This is a genomic window from Corynebacterium freneyi (assembly GCF_030408835.1).
Lineage (GTDB): Bacteria > Actinomycetota > Actinomycetes > Mycobacteriales > Mycobacteriaceae > Corynebacterium > Corynebacterium freneyi.
On the sequence record NZ_CP047357.1, the window covers coordinates 2,340,421 to 2,357,912 of the forward strand.

The following is a 17,492-nucleotide window of genomic DNA, read 5'->3' on the forward strand; positions in this document are numbered from 1 at the left end:
AACCGCCCGCCGATGCGGCCGTCCCGTGACGGACCCCTCTGCTAGCTTGATCCCATGGCGACCGTCACTTTCGAACGCGCGCAGCTGACGTATCCCGGCGCGGACGCGCCCACCGTGAAGGGCCTCGATCTCGACATCGCGGACGGCGAGTTTCTGGTGCTCGTCGGCCCGTCGGGCTGCGGCAAGTCCACGTCCCTGCGGATGCTCGCGGGACTGGAGGAGGTGACGGCCGGACGGATCCTCATCGACGGCCGCGACGTCACCCACGATGATCCGAAGGACCGGGACATCGCGATGGTGTTCCAGAACTACGCCCTGTACCCGCACATGTCGGTCCGCGAGAACATGGGTTTCGCCCTGAAGTTGGCGAAGGTGGGCAAGGCCGAGCGCAACGCCCGCGTGGAGAAGGCCGCGGCGATGCTGGATCTCACTCCGTATCTGGACCGCAAGCCGAAGGACCTGTCAGGCGGGCAGCGGCAGCGGGTGGCCATGGGCCGGGCGATCGTCCGCGAGCCGCAGGTGTTCCTCATGGATGAGCCGCTGTCGAATCTCGACGCGAAGCTGCGCGTGCAGACCCGCACCCAGGTCGCCGCACTGCAGCGGGAGCTGGGGGTCACCACGGTGTACGTCACGCATGATCAGGTCGAGGCGATGACGATGGGCGACCGCGTGGCCGTCCTCGATGCCGGTGTTCTGCAGCAGGTCGCGCCGCCGAAGGAGCTCTATGCCCGGCCGGCGAACGTGTTCGTCGCGGGTTTCATCGGTTCCCCGGCGATGAACCTCCTGCGGGCGCGGCTTGACGACGATGCCGTCCTCTTCGGCGATCAGCGCATCCGGCTCGAAGATGCCGTGGCGGAGCGTTTGCGGGGACGCGGCGGGGAGGTCGTCGTCGGCGTGCGGCCCGAGAATGCGGCGCTGGGCGACGGTCGCGAAGGCGGCGGGGGCATCGCGGCGACCGTCGCGCTCGTGGAGGAGCTCGGCGCGGATTCCTACGTGTACGCCCACCCGGACGAGGCCGTCGGCGGCGTCGGCGCGGATGCGGCCGAGCCGCTCATCGCCCGCGTCGGCGATGGCGCCGCTCCCCCGATCGGCACGCGAGTGTCCATCGTGGCGGATCCGATCAAGCTGCACCTGTTCGACGTCGAGACGGGCCTGCGACTGAACTGACCGGCCCGAAGGGCTTTGGCCGGGCTCTGGATGGGCTTTGGTCGGGCTCCCGTCGCGCTCCGGTCGGGCTCCGGCCGGCCTCCCGGACCTCGTCCGCGACACGCGGTCTTCGGCGAAACCTTAAATGACCCTGTGTTTTACCCCACATAGCATTTAAACTCGACGACGAACCCCGATTGCCGGGGACGTTCACGGACACGAAAGGACGACCATCATGGTCTCATTCCGCACGTCGCTGCTCGCGGGCCTCGCCGTTTCCGGCCTGGTCCTCGCGGGCTGCTCCTCCGACGACAACGGTGGCATGGACAATCCCGCGGCCGAGGAGGGCCAGGACGCCCGCGGCCCGATCACCTTCGCGATGGGCAAGAACGACATCGAGAAGGTCCAGAAGATCGCGGAGCGCTGGAACGCCGACAACCCCGACGAAAAGGTCACCGTCCACGAGCTCGCCGGTGAAGCCGACGCCCAGCACGAAACCCTCGTCCAGTCGCTCGAGGCGTCGTCCGACGAGTTCGACGTGATGGCCCTCGACGTCACCTGGACCGCCGAGTTCGCCGCCAACGGCTACCTCGTGCCGCTGCAGGACGCCATGAAGGTCGACACCTCCGGTCTGCTCCAGCCGGCCGTGGACTCCGCGACCTACAACGGCACGGTCTACGCGGTGCCGCAGAACACCAACGGCCAGCTGCTGTTCCGCAACACCGAGCTCATCCCCGAGGCCCCGGAGAACTGGGATGCCCTGCGCGAATCGTGCGAGCCGCTGCCGGAGGACAAGGGCTGCCTGACCCTGCAGCTGTCGCAGTACGAGGGCCTGAGCGTCAACACCCTCGACGCCATCCACGCCTGGGGCGGTTCCCTCATCGACGACGAGGGCAACGTCACCGTCGACACCCCGGAGGCCAAGGCCGGCCTGCAGGCGCTGGTCGACGCCTACGGCGACGGCACGATCACCAAGGCCTCCACCGGTGCCACGGAGGAGGAGACGCTGCAGGCCTTCACCAACGAAGAGTCCGCGTACGCCGTGAACTGGCCGTACATGTTCGACGCCGCCGAGGACACCCCGGTGGGCGGAAAGTTCGAGGTGACCCCGCTGGTCGGCCCGGACGGCGTGGGCGTGTCCACGCTGGGCGGCTACAACAACGGCATCAACGCCCACTCGAAGAACAAGGCCACGGCCCGCGACTTCATCGAGTACATCATCTCGGAGGAGAGCCAGATGGGCTTCGCCGAGGAGTCCTTCCCGCCGGTGCTCGCCTCCATCTACGACGACGAGTCGCTGGTCGAGCAGTTCCCGTACCTGCCGGCGCTGAAGGAGTCCCTGGAAAACGCGAAGCCGCGCCCGGTTTCCCCGTACTACAAGGCCATGACCAAGGCCATCCAGGACAACGCCTACGCCGCCATCAACGGCACCAAGGACGTCGACACGGCCATCGCCGACATGAAGGCCGCGCTCGAGCAGGCCGGCAACTAGAAGGAGAGTCGCGCGTGTCCACGTCGACCGTCGGCAAGCACCGACAGCAGCCGCCGCCAGGCGGCGCCGGGAACGAGGCCCCCGACGGCGACGGACCGCCGTCGACGTCGGCGTCGAAACCGGCGTCGAAGCTGAAGGCCCTGTGGCTCATCGCCCCGGCGCTGACGGTGCTGGCGGTGGTGATCGGCTACCCGATCATCCGCGCGATCTTCCTGTCGTTCCAGGCCGACCGGCACATCGACCCCGACACGGGCATGTTCGTGGAGGGCGGTTTCGCCGGATTCCAGCACTACCTCTACTGGCTGACGCAGCGCTGCATGCTCGCCGACGGCACCGTCGGCACGTGCGCGCCCGGCACCCTGTCCACGGACTTCTGGCCCTCGGTGGGCATCACGTTGTTCTTCGCCGTGGTCACGGTGTCGCTGGAGACGCTGCTGGGCCTGGGCATGGCGCTGGTGATGGCCCGCGACTTCGTCGGACGCGGCATGCTGCGCGCGGCGGTCCTCATCCCCTGGGCGATCCCGACGGCCGTGACCGCCAAGCTGTGGCAGTTCATCTTCGCAGACTACGGCATCGCCAACGCGATCCTCGCGCCCTTCACCGACGAGGCGATCCGCTGGACCACGGACCCGTGGGCCGCGCGATCCGCGGTCATCGTCGCCGACGTGTGGAAGACGGCGCCGTTCATGGCGCTGCTCATCCTCGCCGGGCTGCAGATGATCCCGAAGGACGTGCACGAAGCCGCCCGCGTCGACGGCGCCACCACGTGGCAGCGGTTCCGCCACATCACGCTTCCGCTGGTCAAGCCGGCGCTGATGGTGGCGGTGCTGTTCCGCACCCTCGACGCGCTGCGCATGTACGACCTGCCGGTGATCATGATCTCGTCGTCGTCGAACTCGCCGACCGCCACCATCTCGCAGCTGGTCGTCGAGGACATGCGCCAGGGCAACTTCAACTCCGCGTCGGCACTGTCGACGCTGGTGTTCCTGCTCATCTTCGGCGTCGCGTTCGTCATGATCCGCTTCCTCGGCGCCGACGTCTCCGGTTCCCGGGGCATGAAGAAGGTGAAGGTGAAGAAATGACCACCGGCAAACGCCTGCGCAGGTGGGCCGGCGATTACCTGGCCGTCATCCTCATCCTGGCGTGGGGTCTGGCCCCGTTCTACTGGATGCTGGTCACCGCCCTGCGCGACAAGGCGCACACGTTCGACACGACTCCGTGGTTCACGCACGTGACCACGCAGAACTTCGAGGACGCCCTGGCCACCGACAAGGGCAACGACTTCCTCGGGGCCATCGTCAACTCGCTGATCATCGGCGCGGCGACGACGCTCGTGGCGCTGGCGGTCGGCGTGTTCACCGCATACGCGCTGGCGCGGATGGACTTCCCGGGCAAGGGCTTCGTCACCGGCATCATCCTGGCGGCGTCGATGTTCCCCGGCATCGCGCTGGTGACGCCGCTGTTCCAGTTGTTCGGCGAGCTGAAGTGGATCGGCACCTACCAGGCGCTGATCATCCCGAACATTTCCTTCGTGCTGCCGTTGACGGTGTACACGCTGACCAGTTTCTTCCGCGATCTGCCGTGGGAGCTGGAGGAGGCCGCCCGCGTCGACGGCGCCACCCGTGGCCAGGCGTTTCGCATGGTGATCCTGCCGTTGGCCGCCCCAGCGCTGTTCACCACCGCGATTCTGGCGTTCGTGGCGACGTGGAACGAGTTCATGCTGGCCCGCCAGCTGTCGAACACGTCCACGGAGCCGGTCACCGTCGCCATCGCGCGCTTCACCGGCCCCAGCGCGTTCGAGTACCCGTACGCGGCGACGATGGCCGCCGGCGCGCTGGTGACCATCCCGCTGGTGATCATGGTGCTGATCTTCCAGAAGTGGATCGTCTCCGGCCTGACCGCCGGCGGCGTGAAGGCGTGACCGCGTTGGCATGACGGTATGTGCTCGTCGGCGCCTGCTCGACGGCATTGCTTGACGACGTCCGCCGCACCGCGCCAGCCGCCTAGACTGGTCTCCCATGACCGGAACGCATCAACCCCGCCACGACGCCAAGGCCCGCCGAATGCGGGTGGAGGCGGTGGCGGGGTTCACGTTCTTCTGGACCCTCGTCATCGGGGCGTGGGCGGCCTACCGCATCGCCGTCGGTGCACCGTCGGTGCTCTTGAGTTTCGTGCTGCTGGTCTTCGTCATCGTCGACGTGGTCATCTGGCGGAAGTGGCGTGAACTGCGCTGACGAGGTGAACCGGCTCATCCCCTGGTAGGACCCCGAGCCGGCCCCGGGGAAAGGGAGATCACCCCTCGGTTCGATGATCGAGGAACCGCCGGGTGCTGGAATGGGGGCATGAAGACATCGACGAAGATCCTCGCCTGGCTCGCCGGCACCGCCTCCGTGCTCATCATCGCGACGCTGGTCCTCGTCTACGCGTTCGGTCCGACGATGGGGGCGATGATCGTCGGAAAGCCGGTTTTCCTTCTGCCGCCGACTCCGGAGCGGTACGCGAGCGCGGCCCTCGACATCATGGAGGAGCAGGGCATCCACGGCGACTCCCCCGAGTTCGCAGCCGCGCGGGCCGAAGCCGAGCGCATGCTCGACGCCGCCGAACTCCGGGACTACTCAGACACGTGGCCGGCTCTCGACCTCGCCATCGACGCCGCCGGAGGCAAGCACTCGAAGGTGCTGCGGCCGGAGGGAACCGCGGACGGGAACGGGGATGGGGCCGGGGATGGGGCCGGGGACGGCGCGGACGCCATGCCGACGGTGACGTCGGAGGGGGCGGCGGGCGGGGCGCGGGTGCTCACCGCGACCGTCCCGACGCATGGCGGCGACGCCGGCGGTCCGGTGTCGCGACGGTACGCCGAAACGCTCGCCGACGGCATCGCCCGGGAAAACGCCGCCGGGGCCTGCGGCGCCATCGTCGACCTGCGGGGCAACGGAGGTGGGGACATGGGGCCGATGGTCGCCGGACTGTCTGCGCTGTTGCCCGACGGGGAAGTCCTGTGGTTCGACGGGCGCGGCTACTCCACGGCCGTGACGGTCGACGCCGGCGCGGTGCGGGGAGGCGGGACCCCCATCACCGTCGAGGCGGGGCCCAAAATGGACGTCCCGGTGGCCGTCCTCGTCGACGGCGGCACGGGCAGCTCCGGGGAAGCGACGATGCTCGCCTTCCGCGGCCTGGAGAACTCCAGGTCCTTCGGCACACCGACCGCCGGCTACGCCTCTGCCAACATGATCCACCCGTTCCCGGGCGGCGCGAGCCTCATGCTCACCGTCGCGAAGGACCGCGACCGCACCGGCGCCGCCCACATGGACGACCCCGTCCACCCCGACGAAACGACCGGACCGGCCCCCGAGAACGCGAAAACCGCGGCACTCGAATGGTTGTCCACGCGAGGCTGCGGTTAGGCGGAGGCTGCGGTCGGTCGGCGCGTACTACTCCCCCATCAGGCTGTCGCGCAGGTTCTTGTCCTTCTCCAGGACGGCGTCGCGCATGTCGGCCTGGTACTTCTCCATCGCCTCGACGAGTTCGGGGTGACCGGCCGAGAGGATGCGCACCGCCAGCAGGCCGGCGTTCTTCGCGCCACCCACGCCGACGGTGGCCACGGGCACGCCGCCGGGCATCTGCACGATCGACAGCAGCGAGTCCATGCCCTCGAGGTTCTCCAGCGCCCGCGGCACGCCGATGACCGGCAGCGGCGTCGCCGATGCGACCATGCCCGGCAGATGCGCCGCCCCGCCGGCGCCGGCGATGATGACCTTCAGGCCGCGCCCGGCCGCCGACTTCGCGTAATCCAGCATCCGCTCGGGCGTGCGGTGGGCGGACACGACGCCCACCTCGAAGGGCACGCCGAACTCGGCCAGCGCCTCGGCGGCCGGTTCCATGGTCGGCCAATCGGAGTCGCTGCCCATGATCAGGCCGACCAGCGGCCCGTCCACGCCATTCAACTTCGCGGTCATCTTTCCCATCCTCGTTTTCTCGGTTCGTTTCCGGTCCGGTCGGCCCGGTCGGTCCAGTCGGTCCGGCCCGCTACTCGACGTAGCCGTCGGCCCACACCGCGTTGACGATGTACCCCGCCGCCAGGTTCGCCTCGCGCCGGGTCGCCGCCACGCCCTCGGGCGAGTCGTCGGCGCCGGTCACGTTGACGTGCCCCAGCTTGCGGCCGGCGCGGTACCCCTTGCCGTACCAGTGGATCTTCGCGTGCGGGAAGCGGCGCCACACGGCGGCGAAACGGTCCTTCATCGGCATGTCCGGGTTTTCGTCCGCGCCGAGGGTGTTGGCCATCACCGTCACCGCGGCGGTCGGGGCGGCGTCGCCGAGCGGGTAGTCCAGCACGGCCCGCATGTGCTGCTCGAACTGGTCGGTCTCCGCCCCGTCCTGCGTCCAATGGCCGGTGTTGTGCGGGCGCATGGCCAGCTCGTTGACGAAGATCTCCGGCTTCCCGGCGGCGTCGCGGGTCTCGAAAAGCTCCACCGCCAGCACACCCGTCACGCCGAGTTCCCGGGCGATGCGCACCGACAGGTCGCGTGCGCGGGAGGCCAGCGCGTCGTCAAGCCCCGGAGCGGGGGCCACGGCCTCGACGCAGATGCCGTCGCGCTGCACCGACTCCACGACCGGCCACGACGCCACCTCGCCCGACGGGGTGCGGGCGCACATCGCGGACAATTCGCGGGCCAGGTCGACCTTCTTCTCCGCCATCAGCGGAACATCGTCGGCCAGCAGCTTTGCGACGAGGCCCGGCAGCTCATCGGCGTCCGGGAACCACACGCCGTGGCCGTCGTAGCCGCCGCGACGGGCCTTCAGACACACCTTGCCGTCGACGGACTCCGCGAAACCGAGGGCGTCGTCGACCGACTCGATGACCGCGAACGGCGGCACCGGGGCGCCGATGGACTCCAGCCGCCTGCGCATGACCAGCTTGTCCTGCGCATTGACCAGCGCATCCGGCCCCGGCTGGACCGAAATGCCGTCGGCCTCCAGCGCGCGCAGATGCTCGGTGGGCACGTGCTCGTGATCGAAGGTCGCCGCATCGACCGGGCGAATCGTGCCGCCGGCGCGCACGCGGGTGGCGCGACGCAGATCCTCGAGATCCCGGTAATCCCCGATCTCCACGTCACGGCAGATCTGCGCCGCCGACGAATCGCGCGAGCCGGCCAGCAGTCGGACGGACTGCCCGATTTCGATGGCGGCGGTCTGCATCATCCGCGCCAACTGCCCGTCGCCGATGACGGTGACGACGGGCATGCCGGGCGCATGCGCGGGATTGGCGGGAAGGATGCGGTCTGCGGGTTCGTTCTGGCTGTTCTCCGGTGCGGTCACGCGTCCATCATAGGCCGCCGCCCGCCGACGCCCGGCGCGGGATCCCGAAGGTAGTACGATGGGTGCCCATGCAAGATCATGCCGTGGGCCACGCAGTTGGATTCGATCGCGACGAATACATCAACCTCCAGTCCGAACACATCCGCCGCCGCCGGGAGTCCATCGGCGGCCGCCTCTACCTGGAGATGGGCGGCAAACTGTTCGACGACATGCACGCCTCCCGCGTCCTGCCCGGGTTCACGCCGGACAACAAGATCGCCATGCTCGAGCGCATCAAGGACGACATGGAGATCCTCGTGTGCATCAACGCGCGCGACCTGCAGCGCAACAAGGTCCGCGCCGACCTGGACATCCCCTACGAAGAGGACCTGCTGCGTCTCGTGGACGTGTTCCGCGAGCGGGGCTTCCTCACCGAGCACGTGGTGCTCACCCAGTACGAGGAAGGCAACGCGGCCGCCGCGGCGTTCCGCACCCGACTCGAACGCCTGGGCATGAAGGTGTCGCTGCACTACGTCATCCCGGGCTACCCGGCCGACACCGAGCGCATCGTCGGCGAGGCCGGGTTCGGCCGCAACGAGTACGCCGAAACCACCCGCGACGTCGTCGTGGTCACCGCCCCCGGCCCCGGTTCCGGGAAGCTGGCGACCTGCCTGTCGCAGATCTACCACGAGCACGTTCGGGGCGTGACCTCGGGTTACGCGAAGTTCGAGACGTTCCCCATCTGGAACCTGCCCCTCGATCACCCCGTGAACATGGCGTACGAGGCCGCGACGGCCGACCTCGACGACGTCAACATGATCGACCCGTTCCACCTGTCCGCCCACGGCGAGCAGGCCGTCAACTACAACCGCGACGTCGAGGTGTTCCCGCTGCTCAAGCATCTGCTGGAGCTGATCTCGGGCAGCTCGCCCTACCAGTCGCCGACGGACATGGGCGTGAACATGGCCGGGTTCGCCATTTCCGACGACGCCGTGTGCCGCCGCGCCGCCGAGCAGGAGGTCGTCCGCCGCTATTACAAGGCGCTGGTCGACGAACGCCGCGACGAGGCCGATCCCGTCGTCTCGGACCGGATCGCCATCATCATGGGCAAGCTCGGGCTCAACCGCCGTTCCCGGCCCGTCGTCGAGCCCGCGCTGCAGTTGGCGGAGGCCACCGGCGGCCCCGCGTCGGCCATCCAGCTCGCCGACGGCGAGATCATCACCGGCAAGACCTCCGCCCTGTTGGGCTGCTCCGCGGCGATGCTGCTCAACGCCCTCAAGCATCTCGCCGGCATCGACCCGAAGGTGGATCTGCTGGCGCCGTCGTCGATCACGCCGATCCAGACGCTGAAGACGCGCCACCTGGGCAGCCGCAACCCGCGCCTGCACACCGACGAGGTGCTCATCGCCCTGTCGGTGTCGGCCGACGGCGACGACAACGCACGCCGCGCCCTCGACGCGTTGGCGCATCTGCGCGGCTGCGACGCCCACACCACGACGATCCTCGGGTCCGTGGACGAGGGCATCTTCCGCCACCTGGGCATCCTCGTCACCTCGGAGCCGGAGTACCAGGTCAAGCAGCTGTACCGGAAGCGGTAAGGGACGGCGGCGGCGGTGGGGCGGCGGGCTCCGCCGCACCCCCATCTCTGATGGTATCTCTGATACTCCCCTCGTTCATCAGAGCTTCCATGCAAGAAGGAAGTATGCTGCAAGCATGAACAGCATCGATGTTCCCGCTCAGATCGAGTACCTCCGCGCAATTGGCGGGGACACCTGGAACATCGAAGCGAAAAGCGCCGACGGCGGATTCCCGGGCTCGCTGGACGAAACCCTCAGCGCGTTCGCGAACATGCCCGAAGGCGGTCTGATCCTCCTCGGAGTATCAGAGAACGAAGGCGGAATCGACGTAACGGGCGTCGCCGACCCTAAGGCCCTCATGGAGCAATTGGGATCCAAGGCTCGGCACCGTTTGCATCCGCCGTTGCAGCTTGGGGCGGTGGAAGTCCATGAGGTCGAGCACCGGAACGTCGTCGCGTGCATCGTTCCACCCCAGGACCCATCCTTGCGGCCGTTCAGGGTGGGAAAGAACGGGCCCGCATTCATTCGCTCGGCAGACGGCGACTACGAACTCAGCGAACCCGAAGTCCGGGTCATTCTCGCGCAGATGGAACCTCCCCGGTTCGACAGGAAACCGGTGGCCGGCGCCGACGTCGACTCCGACCTGGATCCGAGATTGCTGGAGGAGTACCTGAGCCAACAGCGATCCCGGGCACCCCGCCTAAGGGGCATGGACCGCCACGAGCTCTTGGTCAGGACGAACGTCATCGACCCCGAGAGCGGGAATCCGACCATGGCGGCGCTGTACGCACTGGGGATCCATCCGCAACAGTTTTTTCCCACGCTGTCGGTGAAGGCACGGGCCCTCCCGGGGCCCGACGAAACGCCGGGGGTGCGGCTGCGCAATCAACGGGAGTTCGCGGGCCCCATACCTGACCTACTCGAGTCGACCGTGGAATGGATCGTGGAGAACATCGGCTCGACGGTCGTTTTCGATGCGACGACGGGCCATGGCCGAAACGTCCCGGAACTGCCTTTGGTGGCGCTGCGCGAGGTGGTCGCCAACGCCCTGGTCCACCGGGATCTATCTCCGGCCTCGCTCACCAAGTACGTGAACGTCGTCCGGCGGCCGGGCAACGTGCTCGTGACGAACCCGGGCGGCCTGTGGGGTTTGACGGAACGGCAGCTTGGCACGACGCCCCCGAGCGCGCGAAACCCGGTCCTGTACGAAATGTGCAGATCGATCACGACCGCCGACGGGAATCGAGTGGTGGAAGCGAGCGCCACGGGCATACCGGCCATCCGCCGCGCGCTCCAGGAAGCGCACTTGTCCGCGCCCCGCTTCCGCGATCGGGTCATTTCATTCGACGCGGATCTTTCATCCACTTCGTTGCTGTCCGCGGACGAACTCGAATGGTTGCGTTCGATTCCCCAGCTCCCCCACTTGACCATCGGGCAACGCGTTGCGATCGTCGCCCTCCATAACGGGAGGGAAATCACGAACGGCGGGTTCCGCGCGGAGTTCCCGACGATGGACTCGGTCGAGGCGAGGCGCCAACTGCAGGAACTGGTCAGATTCGGACTCGCCAAGACGCGGGGAGAGCGGGGCTCGACCGTATACGTCCGGCCCGACGCACCGGATCCGGCGCCATCGGGCATGCCACGGTACCCCGGAGGGCCCTCCGCCCAACGGACCCGGATTTCCTCGGAAGCCAAGAGGGAGTTGATCGTCTCGGCCCTGGCGAAATCACCATCGCCCCGATCCAGGGCGGAAATCCGGGACCTGACGGGACTCAGCGAAGGCCAGTTGAATCCCATGATCACCCAGTTGCAACGCGAGGGCGTGCTGGAGCCCACCGAACCACTGCAATCGCCAAATCAGCGATACAGATTGGCCGGGGAATCCGCCGCGAACGGATGAACGCCGTCAGGTCATCCGGTTGACCATCTTCGCCACCTTGCGGGCGGAGGGGACGTCGCGGATGGCCATCGGCGGCCCGAAGGGCGACACGCGCACCTGCAGGACGTTGCCTCGCCGCTCGACTCCGCGCACCGAGCGCAGGTCGACGGTGACCACGCGCGGCCGCAGCAATCCACGCCGCAGGATGATCCGCCGGTCGGTCAGGACGAACCGCTCCCCCAGCCATTCCAGGCCGGGCTTGGCGACGCGCCACGCCACGAGAATCGGCCACATGATCAGCAGGAAGTCCCGCAGGCCGGCGAGGTCGCCCGGCGCGATGCGGGGCGAGTCGATGAACCCGATGAGCAGCCAAATCACGCCGGTGATCAGCGCCAGTTCCACCAGCGGCCAGGTCAGGCGCGCGAAGGCGGGGTTGACGTCGAGAAGCACGTCCTCGTCGTCGTCCATCTCGTCCCAGGGGAAGGCCATGCCTACTTCGCGGCCTCCCCGGCGTATCCGCCTTCGGCCGCACGCAAGTGGCGGACGTCGCCCGCGGTGACGGTGCGGCGGGCGCCGGAGTCGTCGCGCACGACCAGTTCGCCGTCGTCGAGGATGTCCGCGGCGTCGCCGACCAGTTCCCCGCCGCCGGGCAGTTCCACCCGCACGCGGGTGCCCAGGGTCAGGCAGGTGGCGCGATAGTCGGCCATCATCGCCGCCCGGTCGAATCGCCATTGGCGTTCGCGGCGGTCGAGGGCGTCGAGCAGGCCGACGGCCAGTTCCGTGCGGTTGAGGTTTTCCGCTCCCGCCAGGGCGAGCGACGTGGCGTGCGGGACGGGCAGTTCGTCCTCGCGCAGGTCGACGTTGACGCCGATGCCCACGACCAGGGCCGGGGGCGCGATCGATGCGGCTTCGACGAGGATGCCGCACAGTTTGCGGCCGCCGAGCAGCACGTCGTTGGGCCATTTCAGGCCGAGTTCGGGGGGCTTTGCGACGGCGTCTCCGGGCGCAGCGGCCTGCGGAAGTTTCGCGACGTCGCGGACCATGTCCACCACCGCCAGGCCGGCGACGAGCGGAAGGAGCCCAAGGTCTTCGGTGGGCACGCCTTCGGGACGGAACAGCGCGGACAGCGCGATGGATGCGCCGGCCGGGGCGGTCCAGGAGCGGGACAGTCGGCCGCGGCCGGCGGTCTGCTCGGAGGCGACGAGCGCGACGCGGTCCGGGGCCCCTTCCGACGCCATGCGGGTGACGTCGATGTTCGTGGACCCCGTGGTCTCCACGGCGTCCACGGCGTGCCATCGGGGCAGGGCGGCGCGCAGCGCGGCGGCATCCAACGGGGATCGGGGGTCATGGCTCATGGCATCGGAGTCTAGCGGGGGATGCGGATGCCCCGCGTCCGCCCATGGGACGAGAAATCGTCGCGAATTCACGCCCGCCGTTACCGTCGCGTTACCTTGCCGTGACCTGGGCGCATTGGAACAGTGTTCGCCACCCTGCGAGTTACGGTTTTTGCAAGTGACATTTGTCACAGACAACTAACTTCACCTTTTCGCCCCCAAACGCTATCTTCCTCAAACATGACCTTCTCCTCACGTTTGCTCCACGCTGATCCGGATGCCGTCGCCACGTCCGTGGCCGAGTCCGCCGACGAGTTCGGCGACGACCGTCCGCCGCAGACCACCGCGGCGAAGAACGAGGACCTGCTGCGCCGCCGCGCCGAGGCGACCATGCCCGTCGGCCCCGCCGCGCTCCAGAAGGTCCGCGACAAGGGGCGCATGACCGCCCGCGACCGCATCGCCCACCTCCTCGACGAGGGCTCCTTCGTCGAGACCGACGCACTGGCCCGTCACCGCACCCGCGACTTCGGCATGGACGCCAAGCGCCCGGCCACCGACGGCATCGTCACCGGCTGGGGCACCGTCGACGGCCGCGAGGTGTGCGTCTTCTCGCAGGACGGCACGGTCTTCGGCGGCGCCCTCGGCGAGGTGTACGGAGAGAAGATGGTGAAGCTGCAGCAGCTCGCCATCAAGACCGGCCGCCCGATCGTCGGTCTGTACGAAGGCGCCGGCGCCCGCATCCAGGACGGCGCCGTGTCCCTGGACTACATCGCCCAGACGTTCCACTACAACGTCAAGGCCTCGGGCGTCGTCCCCCAGATCTCCGTCATCTTCGGCGCCTGCGCCGGCGGCAACGCCTACTCCCCCGCGCTCACCGACTTCGTCGTCATGGTCGAGAACTCCTCGCGCATGTTCGTCACCGGCCCCGACGTGATCACGACCGTCACCGGCGAAGAGATCACCCAGGAAGAGCTGGGCGGGGCGACCACCCACATGGAACTGGCCGGCAACACGCATTACACCGCCACCGACGACGAGGACGCCCTCGACTGGGTCCGCGACCTGCTCGACCACCTCCCGGACAACAACCGCTCCATTCCCGAGATCATCGAGGACGACTTCGACGCCGACATCACCGAAGACGACCTCGCGCTCGACTCGATCATCCCGGACAACCCGTCGCAGCCGTACGACGTCCGCGACGTCGTCGCCGCCATCGCCGACGACGGCGACTACCTGGAGATCCAGGAGGGCCGCGCCGACAACGTCGTCATCGCCTTCGGCCGCATCGAGGGCCGCGTCGTCGGCTTCGTGGCCAACCAGCCGCTGCAATTCGCCGGCTGCCTGGACATCGACGCCTCCGAAAAGGCCGCCCGTTTCGTCCGCACCTGCGACGCCTTCAACATTCCGCTGGTCCTGCTCGTCGACGTTCCGGGGTTCCTGCCCGGCTCGGACCAGGAGCACCAGGGCATCCTGCGCCGCGGGGCGAAGCTGCTCTACGCCTACGCCGAGGCCTCGGTGCCGAAGATCACGGTGACCATGCGCAAGGCCTACGGCGGCGCGTACTGCGTCATGGGCTCCAAGGGCCTGGGCGCCGACCTGAACCTCGCGTGGCCGACCGCGCAGATCGCCGTCATGGGCGCCGCCGGCGCCGTCGGTTTCCTGCACCGCCGCGAGATCAAGGCGGCCCTGGACCGCGACGGCGACGCGTCGGCGCTGATCGAAGGCTTCGAGCGGGCCTACGAAGATCACATGCTCAACCCGTACCTCGCCGCCGAACGGGGGCTCATCGACGAAGTCATTCTTCCGTCGGAGACGCGCACCCGCATCGCCCGCAACCTCCGCCTGCTGCGCGACAAGAAGGTCGCCTGGCCTGCGCGCAAGCACGGAAACATGCCGCTGTAGGCGATCTCGCCCCGCACTCGGCGGGGTGACCCCGCACCCCGGCGGCGTCGCCCCGTCCCCCCGCAAGCGAACGCCGGTTGCCCCCGTTTCCCGGCCCGAACTTTCCTGTACGTAGACTCGTGAACATGACGACTGCCGCACACACCCCCACCGGCACCGAGCCGGACAAGTCCACCACCGCCGGCAAGCTCGCGGATCTGCGAGCGCGCCTCGCCGAGACCCAGGCCCCCATGGGCCAGGCCTCCATCGACCGCGTCCACGACAAGGGCAAGCTCACGGCCCGTGAACGCATCGAGTACCTCCTCGACGACGGTTCCTTCGTCGAGATCGACGCCCTGGTCCGCCACCGTTCCAAGAACTTCGGCCTGGACGCCCGCCGTCCGGTCACCGACGGCGTGGTCACCGGGTACGGCACCATCGACGGCCGCAAGGTCTGCGTCTTCTCGCAGGACGGCGCCATCTTCGGTGGCGCGCTCGGCGAGGTCTACGGCGAGAAGATCGTCAAGATCATGGATCTGGCGATCAAGACCGGTGTTCCGATCATCGGCATCAACGAAGGCGCCGGCGCACGCATCCAGGAGGGCGTCGTCTCGCTGGGCCTGTACTCGCAGATCTTCTTCCGCAACACCCAGGCGTCGGGCGTCATCCCGCAGATCTCCCTGATCATGGGCGCCTGCGCCGGCGGCCACGTGTACTCGCCGGCCCTGACCGACTTCATCATCATGGTCGACGGCACGTCGAAGATGTTCATCACCGGCCCGGACGTCATCAAGACGGTCACCGGCGAGGAGGTCACCCAGGAGGAGCTCGGCGGCGCCGGCACCCACATGTCCACCTCGGGCACCTCGCACTACACCGCCTCCGACGACGAGGACGCCCTGTCCTTCGTCCAGGAGCTGATCGGCTACCTGCCGTCGAACAACCGCGCCGAGGCCCCGCGCATGGAGGCCGAGCCGTTCGAGGGTTCCATCGCCGACAACATCACCGAGACGGACCTCGAGCTCGACACGCTGATCCCGGATTCCCCGAACCTGCCGTACGACATCAAGGAGGTCATCACCCGCCTGGTCGACGACGGCGATTTCCTGGAGATCCAGGAGGACTACGCGCAGAACGTGGTCATCGGCTTCGGCCGCGTGGAGGGCCGTTCGGTCGGTTTCGTCGCCAACCAGCCGATCCAGTTCGCCGGCTGCCTGGACATCAAGGCGTCGGAGAAGGCCGCCCGTTTCGTCCGCACCTGCGACGCCTTCAACATTCCGATCATCATGCTGGTCGACGTGCCGGGCTTCCTGCCGGGCACGAACCAGGAGTTCGACGGCATCATCCGCCGTGGCGCGAAGCTGCTGTACGCCTACGCCGAGGCGACCGTCGGCAAGATCACGGTCATCACCCGCAAGGCGTACGGCGGCGCGTACTGCGTCATGGGTTCGAAGGACATGGGCGCGGACATCAACCTCGCCTGGCCGACCGCGCAGATCGCCGTGATGGGCGCCTCCGGTGCCGTGGGCTTCATCTACCGCAAGGAGCTGAAGCAGGCCGCCGCCGAGGGCAAGGACGTCGCGGCGGTGCAGAAGGAGTACGAGGCCGAGTACGAGGAGACCCTGGTCAACCCGTACATGGCGGCCGAGCGCGGCTTCATCGACGCGGTCATCCCGCCGTCGGAGACCCGCGGCCAGATCATCGAGGGCCTGCGTCTGCTCGACCGCAAGGTCGTCAACGTGCCCGCCAAGAAGCATGGGAACATTCCGCTGTGACCGACAACGCCACCGACACCACCGCCGCCGACAACGCCGAGGCGCAGGAGGCCCCCAAGGCCCCGTTCCTCAAGGTTCTCAAGGGCAACCCGACCGACGCGCAGGTCGCGACGCTGGCCGTGCTGTTCGCGGGCATGGCCAACGCCGCCGCCGACACCGGCCCGAAGGGTCCCCGCAATCAGTGGGGCAGCCTGGACGAGCGCCTGCAGAAACCGATGAGCTACAACCCGGGCAGCTTCCAGAACGTCCAGTTCTACTAGGGCGCCTGCGGGACGCGCCCGCTTGCTTTGCGACGACGCCGTCGCCTCCCCTTTCACCGGGAGGCGGCGGCGTCGCCGTTTCCGGCCACCGCCCGAGTCGCCGGCCCGTTCGCCCGCTACCGTGGTGTGCCATGAGCACCGTGTCCGCCGCAAACCCCCGGCCAGCCCATCGCGTGGTGTTGGCGTCCAGTTCCCCGTCCCGTCTGATGGTCCTGCGTTCGGCGGGAGTCGATCCGGTGGTGTCGCCCCCGGAGGTCGACGAAGACGCCATTCTCGAGGCTCTTGCGGCGGAGGGCGCGGAGGCGGGCACCGTCGTCAAGCGTCTGGCGGAGGCGAAGGCGGCGGCGGTGACCGGCGCGCTGGCCCGGGAGGGCGCGGACGCGGGGGTCACGGTGGTCATCGCGTGCGATTCGATGCTGTTGATGGACGGGAAACTGTCCGGCAAGCCGCACACGGTGGGCGAAACCGTCCGGCGGTGGAAGGCGCAGCGCGGGCGCGACGCGGAGCTGGTGACCGGACATTCGATCACGGCGACTCTGCCCGGCGGGGAGGTCCGCACGGCGACGGAGGCGGTGTCGACCGTGGTGCGCTTCGGCGAGCCGTCCGACGCCGACATCGTGGCCTACGCCGAGTCGGGCGAGCCGCTGGGCTGCGCCGGGGCGTTCACCCTGGAGGCGCTGGGCGGCTGGTTCATCGACGGCATCGACGGCGACCCGTCCAGCGTGCTCGGCCTGTCGCTGCCGCTGATCCGCCGCACCTTGGCCGGGTGGGGCCTGGACGTGTCGGACTTCTGGAACCGGGAACGCCGAACCCCCGGCGCATGAGCACCGGGGGCGCGAGCGAAAACCGG

The 17,492-nt window shown here is 68.6% G+C and carries 16 protein-coding genes; 12 read left to right on the forward strand and 4 right to left on the reverse strand.

The genetic code is table 11. From position 1 onward, the window contains the following. Positions 1-54 precede the first annotated feature (54 nt). From CFREN_RS10495 to CFREN_RS10520, 6 genes are all read left to right on the forward strand, one after another. Positions 55-1,167, forward strand: a complete 1,113-nt coding sequence (locus tag CFREN_RS10495; protein ID WP_209652068.1) for an ABC transporter ATP-binding protein — start codon at positions 55-57, stop codon at positions 1,165-1,167. Between the two features lie 214 nt (positions 1,168-1,381). After that, a complete protein-coding gene (locus CFREN_RS10500) occupies positions 1,382-2,638 on the forward strand; it encodes an ABC transporter substrate-binding protein (protein ID WP_070521751.1) in 1,257 nt (418 codons plus the stop codon). Between the two features lie 131 nt (positions 2,639-2,769). Beyond that, positions 2,770-3,720, forward strand: coding sequence for a carbohydrate ABC transporter permease (locus CFREN_RS10505; RefSeq protein WP_239252448.1), 951 nt, complete (start codon positions 2,770-2,772; stop codon positions 3,718-3,720). Beyond that, positions 3,717-4,559 carry a carbohydrate ABC transporter permease gene (locus CFREN_RS10510; RefSeq protein ID WP_209652064.1) on the forward strand — a complete coding sequence of 281 codons (843 nt, stop codon included), beginning with the start codon at positions 3,717-3,719 and terminating at the stop codon, positions 4,557-4,559. Before CFREN_RS10505 ends, CFREN_RS10510 begins: the two co-directional genes overlap by 4 nt. A 97-nt stretch (positions 4,560-4,656) precedes the next feature. Then, complete coding sequence (locus tag CFREN_RS10515; protein ID WP_209652062.1) at positions 4,657-4,872, forward strand: hypothetical protein; 216 nt, start codon at positions 4,657-4,659, stop codon at positions 4,870-4,872. 108 nt (positions 4,873-4,980) lie between these two features. Further along, positions 4,981-6,042: a S41 family peptidase gene (locus CFREN_RS10520; RefSeq protein ID WP_244979482.1), complete on the forward strand. Its 1,062-nt coding sequence runs from the start codon at positions 4,981-4,983 to the stop codon at positions 6,040-6,042. 27 nt (positions 6,043-6,069) lie between these two features. On the opposite strand, the gene purE is transcribed toward CFREN_RS10520, so the two are convergent. Together purE and CFREN_RS10530 are read right to left on the reverse strand one after the other, a co-directional pair. After that, entirely contained in the window at positions 6,070-6,594 is a 525-nt protein-coding gene (gene purE, locus CFREN_RS10525; RefSeq protein ID WP_209652060.1) for a 5-(carboxyamino)imidazole ribonucleotide mutase, read from the reverse strand. A gap of 70 nt (positions 6,595-6,664) precedes the next feature. After that, a complete protein-coding gene (locus tag CFREN_RS10530) occupies positions 6,665-7,954 on the reverse strand; it encodes a 5-(carboxyamino)imidazole ribonucleotide synthase (protein WP_425321480.1) in 1,290 nt (429 codons plus the stop codon). Between the two features lie 68 nt (positions 7,955-8,022). Here CFREN_RS10530 and CFREN_RS10535 point away from each other — a divergent pair, with 68 nt between their 5' ends. Together CFREN_RS10535 and CFREN_RS10540 are read left to right on the forward strand one after the other, a co-directional pair. Continuing rightward, entirely contained in the window at positions 8,023-9,531 is a 1,509-nt protein-coding gene (locus CFREN_RS10535) for a DUF1846 domain-containing protein (RefSeq protein ID WP_070521757.1), read from the forward strand. Between the two features lie 115 nt (positions 9,532-9,646). Beyond that, positions 9,647-11,410, forward strand: coding sequence for an RNA/DNA-binding domain-containing protein (locus CFREN_RS10540; RefSeq protein ID WP_070521760.1), 1,764 nt, complete (start codon positions 9,647-9,649; stop codon positions 11,408-11,410). Between the two features lie 6 nt (positions 11,411-11,416). On the opposite strand, the gene CFREN_RS10545 is transcribed toward CFREN_RS10540, so the two are convergent. Together CFREN_RS10545 and CFREN_RS10550 are read right to left on the reverse strand one after the other, a co-directional pair. Continuing rightward, positions 11,417-11,878 carry a PH domain-containing protein gene (locus CFREN_RS10545; protein WP_209652057.1) on the reverse strand — a complete coding sequence of 154 codons (462 nt, stop codon included), beginning with the start codon at positions 11,876-11,878 and terminating at the stop codon, positions 11,417-11,419. A 2-nt stretch (positions 11,879-11,880) separates the two neighbouring features. Further along, entirely contained in the window at positions 11,881-12,744 is an 864-nt protein-coding gene (locus tag CFREN_RS10550) for a biotin--[acetyl-CoA-carboxylase] ligase (RefSeq protein WP_209652054.1), read from the reverse strand. A 219-nt stretch (positions 12,745-12,963) separates the two neighbouring features. Here CFREN_RS10550 and CFREN_RS10555 point away from each other — a divergent pair, with 219 nt between their 5' ends. The 4 genes from CFREN_RS10555 (at position 12,964) to CFREN_RS10570 (ending at position 17,466) form a co-directional block, all read left to right on the forward strand. Beyond that, on the forward strand, positions 12,964-14,628 hold the full coding sequence (locus CFREN_RS10555) for an acyl-CoA carboxylase subunit beta (protein WP_083291463.1): 1,665 nt from the start codon (positions 12,964-12,966) through the stop codon (positions 14,626-14,628). 125 nt (positions 14,629-14,753) lie between these two features. Further along, positions 14,754-16,382, forward strand: a complete 1,629-nt coding sequence (locus CFREN_RS10560; protein WP_070521824.1) for an acyl-CoA carboxylase subunit beta — start codon at positions 14,754-14,756, stop codon at positions 16,380-16,382. After that, complete coding sequence (locus CFREN_RS10565) at positions 16,379-16,642, forward strand: acyl-CoA carboxylase subunit epsilon (RefSeq protein ID WP_070521768.1); 264 nt, start codon at positions 16,379-16,381, stop codon at positions 16,640-16,642. The genes CFREN_RS10560 and CFREN_RS10565 overlap by 4 nt, the downstream gene beginning before the upstream one ends. Before the next feature lie 131 nt (positions 16,643-16,773). Further along, positions 16,774-17,466: a Maf family protein gene (locus tag CFREN_RS10570; protein WP_209652052.1), complete on the forward strand. Its 693-nt coding sequence runs from the start codon at positions 16,774-16,776 to the stop codon at positions 17,464-17,466. Positions 17,467-17,492 lie beyond the last annotated feature (26 nt).

Bases quoted from the DNA above. Each gene is read 5' to 3' on its own strand.
- CFREN_RS10500 (WP_070521751.1), top strand. From the start codon at position 1,382: ATGGTCTCATTCCGCACGTCGCTGCTCGCGGGCCTCGCCGTTTCCGGC.
- CFREN_RS10515 (WP_209652062.1), top strand. From the start codon at position 4,657: ATGACCGGAACGCATCAACCCCGCCACGACGCCAAGGCCCGCCGAATG.
- CFREN_RS10555 (WP_083291463.1), top strand. From the start codon at position 12,964: ATGACCTTCTCCTCACGTTTGCTCCACGCTGATCCGGATGCCGTCGCC.
- CFREN_RS10550 (WP_209652054.1), bottom strand. From the start codon at position 12,744: ATGAGCCATGACCCCCGATCCCCGTTGGATGCCGCCGCGCTGCGCGCC.
- CFREN_RS10560 (WP_070521824.1), top strand. From the start codon at position 14,754: ATGACGACTGCCGCACACACCCCCACCGGCACCGAGCCGGACAAGTCC.
- purE (WP_209652060.1), bottom strand. From the start codon at position 6,594: ATGACCGCGAAGTTGAATGGCGTGGACGGGCCGCTGGTCGGCCTGATC.
- CFREN_RS10495 (WP_209652068.1), top strand. From the start codon at position 55: ATGGCGACCGTCACTTTCGAACGCGCGCAGCTGACGTATCCCGGCGCG.
- CFREN_RS10570 (WP_209652052.1), top strand. From the start codon at position 16,774: ATGAGCACCGTGTCCGCCGCAAACCCCCGGCCAGCCCATCGCGTGGTG.
- CFREN_RS10535 (WP_070521757.1), top strand. From the start codon at position 8,023: ATGCAAGATCATGCCGTGGGCCACGCAGTTGGATTCGATCGCGACGAA.
- CFREN_RS10545 (WP_209652057.1), bottom strand. From the start codon at position 11,878: ATGGCCTTCCCCTGGGACGAGATGGACGACGACGAGGACGTGCTTCTC.
- CFREN_RS10520 (WP_244979482.1), top strand. From the start codon at position 4,981: ATGAAGACATCGACGAAGATCCTCGCCTGGCTCGCCGGCACCGCCTCC.
- CFREN_RS10510 (WP_209652064.1), top strand. From the start codon at position 3,717: ATGACCACCGGCAAACGCCTGCGCAGGTGGGCCGGCGATTACCTGGCC.
- CFREN_RS10540 (WP_070521760.1), top strand. From the start codon at position 9,647: ATGAACAGCATCGATGTTCCCGCTCAGATCGAGTACCTCCGCGCAATT.